Below are 274 nucleotides of genomic sequence, written 5' to 3'. Positions count from 1 at the left end.
CACGCCGGGGTGGAGTGCGAGCTGGGTCTCGATCTCGCCGAGCTCGATGCGGAAGCCACGGATCTTGACCTGGAAGTCGTTGCGGCCGAGGTACTCGATGTTGCCGTCGGGCAGCCATCGCACGAGGTCGCCGGTGCGGTAGAGGCGAGCGTTGGGTTGATCGGAGAAGGGATCAGAGAGGAAGCGCTCGGCGGTGAGTTCGGGTCGGTTGAGGTAACCGCGAGCGACACCTGCGCCGCCGATGTAGAGCTCGCCGGGCACGCCGACGGGTACG

The 274-nt window shown here is 66.8% G+C and carries 1 protein-coding gene; it reads right to left on the bottom strand.

Translation table 11 applies throughout. The features are described 5' to 3' along the window. Positions 1 to 274, bottom strand: a 274-nt coding sequence (locus VK92_RS36075; protein ID WP_048026825.1) for an AMP-binding protein, incomplete at both ends; no start/stop codon positions are given.

Origin of the sequence: Burkholderia sp. LK4, assembly GCF_001043615.1 — a bacterium.
GTDB classification, from domain to species: domain Bacteria; phylum Pseudomonadota; class Gammaproteobacteria; order Burkholderiales; family Burkholderiaceae; genus Burkholderia; species Burkholderia cepacia.
This window is presented reverse-complemented; position numbering and strand designations above follow the sequence as displayed.